The 5944-nt window shown below is 71.8% G+C and carries 6 protein-coding genes; 1 reads left to right on the top strand and 5 read right to left on the bottom strand.

Going from position 1 to position 5944, the window contains the following annotated elements; translation table 11 throughout:
* Nucleotides 1–194: 194 nt before the first annotated feature.
* The 5 genes from rho to ACIPSC_RS38875 all read right to left on the bottom strand — a co-directional run bounded on the left by rho (nucleotide 195) and on the right by ACIPSC_RS38875 (nucleotide 4818).
* Nucleotides 195–1625: a transcription termination factor Rho gene (rho, locus tag ACIPSC_RS38895; protein ID WP_400835113.1), complete on the bottom strand. Its 1431-nt coding sequence runs from the start codon at nucleotides 1623–1625 to the stop codon at nucleotides 195–197.
* 540 nt (nucleotides 1626–2165) lie between these two features.
* A complete protein-coding gene (locus ACIPSC_RS38890; protein WP_400835110.1) occupies nucleotides 2166–2876 on the bottom strand; it encodes a DUF6193 family natural product biosynthesis protein in 711 nt (236 codons plus the stop codon).
* 744 nt (nucleotides 2877–3620) lie between these two features.
* A complete protein-coding gene (locus ACIPSC_RS38885) occupies nucleotides 3621–4142 on the bottom strand; it encodes a hypothetical protein (RefSeq protein WP_400835107.1) in 522 nt (173 codons plus the stop codon).
* Entirely contained in the window at nucleotides 4100–4375 is a 276-nt protein-coding gene (locus tag ACIPSC_RS38880) for a hypothetical protein (RefSeq protein ID WP_400835104.1), read from the bottom strand. Before ACIPSC_RS38880 ends, ACIPSC_RS38885 begins: the two co-directional genes overlap by 43 nt.
* Before the next feature lie 50 nt (nucleotides 4376–4425).
* On the bottom strand, nucleotides 4426–4818 hold the full coding sequence (locus ACIPSC_RS38875) for a hypothetical protein (RefSeq protein ID WP_400835102.1): 393 nt from the start codon (nucleotides 4816–4818) through the stop codon (nucleotides 4426–4428).
* 206 nt (nucleotides 4819–5024) lie between these two features.
* On the opposite strand from ACIPSC_RS38875, the gene ACIPSC_RS38870 reads away from it, so the two are divergent.
* Entirely contained in the window at nucleotides 5025–5150 is a 126-nt protein-coding gene (locus tag ACIPSC_RS38870) for a hypothetical protein (protein ID WP_400835099.1), read from the top strand.
* Nucleotides 5151–5944 lie beyond the last annotated feature (794 nt).

The raw sequence follows: 5944 nt of genomic DNA, 5'->3' as shown, positions 1-5944 counted from the left end.
CAGATCGACACAGTCCTGGAGCGGGGAGAGCGTCGAAGCCGGACGTCTTGCCGCTGGACGACAGCATCGATCCCCGCGAGCTGGTCGGACCATCCCTCCGTGATGACCCGGACGTGCCCTCTTCCCCTCCGTCCTGACGCGCTCGGCGGCGGATCCGGCGGCGCTGACGCTGTCGGTGGAGCGACCTGGAGCGGTCAGCCCGCAGTGGGCCGGGTCGCGGTCACCTGGCGGAGGAACTCGGTGTTGCTCGTGGTCTTCTTCAGCCGGTCCTGGAGCAGTTCCATCGCCTGCTGGGTGTCCAGGCCGTTGAGCACACGGCGCAGTGTCCAGGCGGCGGAAGTGCGGGCGGGGCCGAGGAGGAGTTCCTCGCGGCGGGTGCCGGAGGCCTGGACGTCGACGGCGGGGAAGATGCGCTTGTCCGCGAGTCGGCGGTCCAGGCGCAGCTCCATGTTGCCGGTGCTCTTGAACTCTTCGAAGATCAGGTCGTCCATGCGGGAACCGGTGTCGATCAGGGCGGTGGCCACGATGGTCAGTGAGCCGCCGTTCTCGATGTTGCGGGCGGCGCCGAAGAACTTCTTCGGCGGGTAGATCGCGGTCGAGTCGAGGCCGCCGGTGAGGATGCGGCCGGAGGCGGGGGCGGCGGTGTTGTAGGCGCGGGCGAGCCGGGTGATCGAGTCCAGCAGCACGACCACGTCGTGTCCCAGTTCCACCAGGCGCTTGGCGCGCTCGATGGCGAGCTCGGCGACGGTGATGTGGTCGCGGGCGGGCCGGTCGAAGGTCGAGGCGATGACCTCGCCCTCGACCGAGCGCTGCATGTCCGTGACCTCCTCCGGACGCTCGTCGACCAGGACGACCATCAGGTGGGCCTCGGGGTGGTTGCGGGTGATCGCATCCGCAATGGCCTGCATGATCATCGTCTTGCCGGTCTTCGGCGGGGCGACGATCAGACCGCGTTGGCCCTTGCCTATCGGGGCGACCAGGTCGATGATGCGGCCGTTCAGCAGCCGCGGGTCGGTTTCCAGGCGCAGCTGCTCCTGCGGGTAGAGCGGGGTCAGTTTGGTGAACTCGGGGCGGTCGTGGGCCTGGCGGGCGGCTTGGCCGTTGACGGTGTCGATGTGGGTCAGGGCCGGGCGGCGGTCGCCGTTGCCGTGGGCGCGGGTGGCTCCGGTCAGGACGTCGCCGGGGCGCAGGCCGAGGGTGCGCACCTGGGCCAGGGACACATACAGGTCCTCTGGCCCGGATTGGTAGCCGGAGGTGCGTAGGAAGGCGTGGTCGCCCCGGATGTCCAGGATGCCGGCGGCCGGAACGAGGTCGCTCTTCGGGGTGGACGCGGCCTGGTGCGATCGGCGGCGGGCCGGGGTCTGCTGTGTCGGTACGTCAGGTGAGGTGCGGGGACTGGCGGTGCCGGCGGGTCGGGGGTTCGTGACCGGACGGGCGTTGGTGCGTTTGGCGGTGATCGCATCGACGAGCTCGCCCTTGCGAAGCCGCGCGGCGCCTGGGATGCCGAGGGTGGAGGCGAGTTGGTGGAGCTCGGCGCGCAGCAGGCCGTCCAGCGCGGGGCGGCCTGCGGCCGGTTCACGCAGGGCGGTTCGGGATGTGGTTGATGGTTCGGTTGCGGTGCTCACGAGAGGGTCCTCCCCTGGAGGTGGTGTCGAAGGGCGGCAGGACCAGGTGGGCCGTGCGGCTCCAGGCGCGCCGGAACGGGTGGTGTCCCGGCAGGGCTGGCGGCGGCATGGTCAGCGCGATGTCGGCACGCGACCTGGGCCTGCGCGTGGTGCGACGCCGAAAGCTGGTGTCGCCGTGATCTGCGGTGCGATCCCCGGTGGCAGGAAGTGCGTCTGCCGATTTCTCGACCGCGATCAGTTCGCGGGAGGGAGTGGAGCGCTCCGTTGCCGACCATGATAGCAGGGCCCGTCGATCGCCCCCTTGGGATTCGGCGGGAGAGGGCCGCGGAGACGACGACCGCGGCGCTCGACGGAGCCGGTACGAGCTCTACGCCGCACCGGTGGGCGGCCTACGACGTGGCGCTCGACGAACAGGCTCATTCCTGGATCGCGGAGCGTGAGGCCCGGCTTGCGGCGGCGCGGGACTGGGCGCAGCGGGTGCGGCCGGAGCAGCAGGAGGCTGCGAAGCCTCGAGCGCTGCCTGCGGTCCTCTGTATCGCCTCAGCTTGCCGGGCCGAGTCCCTCTGGGAGGGCGGCCGCCACGATGGCGACGGCTTCCTCCGGCGTCTCGGTGCGCACGAGCGGTTCGCCCTTGTTCCACACGCCGTACAACCCCTCGTCGTACGGGTGGATGGTGTACCCGACCCGCGTCTTCCAGAAGTCCTCGACACTGGTGGAGAACCAAAGGTCGAAGTGACTGTTGACCGGCATCAGCCGGCGGAGCACTGGCTGGGCGTACGCCGCCGCCAGGAGCGCGTGGGGGCGCGGATGCCGGTTGTACGGCGGCATGTGGATGCGGTCGAGCTTGACGCGCCACGTCAACTCGACGACACCGAACGGCTCCCGCTCGTGGGCAAGGGCCCAGGGCCTGAACCGGACGAACGGGGCGTGCGCCCTGGTCTCCTCGAGTCCCGCGCCACCCGTCCACGCGGCCGTCGCTGCGACCACCTCGGCCAGGTCTGCGGTCCACCCACAAGCCAGGCGCGTGCCGTTGACCTGGAAGTTCACCTGGAAAGTCCGAGACCCCTCGTCGGGCGGATACACCATGACGCGCCGGCCGCTCCCCGCGTCGATGTACTCCGCGAGGCGCCCCCAGTTCCCGTCCGACTCCGGCAGGGCAAGCCCGAGCCCCTCCGCCGTACTACTCAGCGCAGCCCGGAGGGCCCCGTCCTCGTCCCAGCCGCCCTCGCCAAGCCCCGCCCCAAAGTCCATCGCCCCAGTGTGCCCGAACCCGAACCGCTACTCCAGGTGCCCGCCGTGGCGGGGCCTTGCCGCGGGTTCCGCCCCGGCGGGGGCGGGCACAGCTGCAGCGTGTGCAACCTCGACGTGCTGACCGTCTGACGGGTCTCCGCAGAGCTCGACGGCCGGTTCCGGCCGTCGAGCTCCCGGCCCGCATCCCGGTTGGGAGTGGGAGCCTCCAGCCGGTCGGCCCCCTGGCGTACGGGCGGGGTGGGGCGAAGCCAGCTACCGTCGACCCTCGGCTTTGGTGGAGCACGTCTGCTCAGTCAGCCGCTTCGTTGCCTGTCGGATTCGGTGACAGCCCGACAAGACGTGCCACCGGACCGGGTTCACGTCCGACGCCGCCCCGGCGAGGGCGGGGGCGGGCATCCCCGCATGTCTTCGGTGACGGCCCACGGGTAGTGGTAGTGGGCGGCGCTCAGCGGCCAGACGGTCTTGCCGGGTGGCCGGCTCCTGTGGTTTCCCGACGCTGGGCGGGACCGGCGCGGCTGAGGCGGTCGCAGTTTGCAGGCCTCGGCGAAGCGGGTGACCGCAGGCAGGACACTGGCCGGGAAGGCCGGGGTGAACAGCGGCTCGTCGGGTACGGCGGCGATGCACCGCAGGTACGCGGCGGTCAGCAGGAAGAGGCGGGCCCAGGAGGGCACCTGGTGGGTCAGGCAGCCTTGCCGCAGCCGGCCCGGGTCGTGGAGGGTGATCGCGGTGGCTCCGGGGGTCAGGTCACCCAGGTGGACAGTGGCCAGCTGGGGTGGTGGACGCGGCGGTGAAGACCGCAGTGGCCAACTCGGCGGCCAGATGCGGGTGGGCGGTCGCCGCGTGGAGACGGTGGGCGATCTCCCCGGCCACCGAAGCGCACATCTGCGGCGGGTGGAAGCCGCGGGCCCCGGCGGTGGGCGCGGCGCAGCGGCAGCGCCGGTCACGGCCGTCCACCGCGACCAGGGTCGTCAGCGCCGACAGGGGCAGCCAGCGCCCGGCGAGCGGCCGGTAGGGCGGCAACTGGGACACCGAAGGGTCCTGCCCGCCGGGCAGGACGGCGCAGGCGTGCGCGAGTCGGTAGCCGACGGGGGCGAGCATCCGCTCCACCAGGGCCGGGACCGTGCCGCGGTGGCGCACCAGGACCAGGCGCACGCCGGTGCGGGAGCGAAGATCGAGCAGATCCTGAAGGCGGCGCCGGTCCAGCAGGTGGGCGCGCAGCACCGTCAGGTGGGTGGTGGACGTCGCGAGGATCCAGGCGGCGGCCATCGCCCACGGCGGCTCGGCAGCCCGGCCCGGGTAACCGCTGACGGGACCGGTTTGCCCAGCGCGGCGAGCACATCGTAGGCCAGGCAGACCGTGGAGTCGGTGCCGGGAGTTGGGTGGACGGTGAGGCGGCCGGCCGCCGGGTCGTGCGCCGCCAGCGCGGCACGGGTGTGGAGCGCGTCGTCGAACGGGTCCAGCACCACGGTGACCGGGGGCGGGTCGGGGCAGGTGATCATCGGGGAAACCATCCGATCGCAGGTGGGTCGGGGGTACGGTGCCCGGAGGTTCACCCGAGGCGGCTGAAGGCCCAGCGCAGCAGGTCCTGGTCGATGCGCGAGCGGCCGGTGCGGGCCAGGGCGGTACGGGCGTGGGCGGCCAGCTGAGCCCAGGCGCGGAAGTTGCCGTGCGCGGCGTGGCCGTCGGCGAAGGCGATGTCGGCGGGGTCCGCTGCGGCCCAGATCGGGTGGAACAGCGGGATGGTCTCCTTGACCTCCTTCAAGGTGAGGCGGGAGAACTGCTGCCGGATGAACACCCTCGAGGACAGCATCGGCTCGCGGCGCAGCACGGTGTGGCAGCCGGCGCCGCCGACGAAGACGATCGCGAGCTGGGTTGCGGGCTCGTCCCACAGGTAGCGGAAGTATTCGAACGCCTCCGAGTTGAGCCATTGGGCCTCGTCCACGAGCAGGGTGCGCGGGTGCTCGGCCAGAGTCGTCTTCAGCAGGCGGTCGAACTCGCTGGGGTGGCGGGGGCGGGTCGTCTGGCAGGTCCAGGGCCGTGAACAGCTCGTAGCGCACCGCGCGGGCGGTCGGTCGGGCACGGAACGTCAGACGGCGCACGTCCTCGATGGGTTCGAGTTCCCGCAGGCAGGTGTTGAGGGCGAGTGTCTTGCCCAGTCCTGCGGCGCCGTGGACGCACATCATCGCCCGCGCCGCGATCGTGTCGGCCAGGTTCTCCTGGGCGACCAGCAGCGCCCGGGTGGAGACCACCTGCGCGCCGGGCAGGTCGACGTAGTGCGGCCAGGATCCGGTCACGATTCCTCCTCAGCGAGCAGACGGTCAAGGCCAGGGGCGGGGTCGGCGAGCCGGGATTCGGCCAGCTGGGTGGCAGTGGTGGCGAGGCGGGCGGCCACCGACGCGGGGACCGGCAGGCCGGGTGGCGGCGCGGCGAGCGATCGCATCCGTCGCGCAGTCGACGAACCACGTGATCCACGGCCTGCGCGGCTGGGCGTCGGCATCGACGACGACCAGCACGGGGGCCTGCATGTGGTCGGTCTCCCACACCTGGTTGCGGTGGCCGCGGGGCCGGGTCAGGAACACGTCGTATTTGCGGGCGGCCCGCTCCCCGCCCGCGAGCCCGGCCCGCTCCCCCGCGGTCAGATCCCGCTGGATGGCGCGGTGCAGACGCGATCAGCAGAATTCGGAACTTGCAGCTGCGGTTGGCCGCGTCCCACTCGCTGAGGACGACCTCGCCGACACACGCCTCGGTGGCCAGGTCGACCACGGCGAGGTCGAGACGGTCGGGCTGGGCGTTGCGCCAGACCCGGAACTGCTCGGATCGCTCCGGGATCTGGGGCCCGAGTGGAGCGTCGGAGCGGTTCCCGCTGCCGATCAGGCGCAGCAGTTCTCGATCCTCGAACACGGGAGCGAGAGCGGCCACGTCGGCCGGCTCGAAGGGGCGCAGCCGCACCCGGGGGCCGGTCAGCGTGGGCTTGAGGGTGAAGTCGGCACGCGCAGTTTCGTTCACTGACTGATTCTCGGTACCTCAGCGAAGCTGCGGCAACTCCCCGACAGAGCCCATGAGTCCTA

Source organism: Kitasatospora sp. NPDC090091 (assembly GCF_044747365.1).
In the GTDB taxonomy this organism is placed as follows: Bacteria; Actinomycetota; Actinomycetes; order Streptomycetales; family Streptomycetaceae; genus Kitasatospora.
This window is presented reverse-complemented; position numbering and strand designations above follow the sequence as displayed.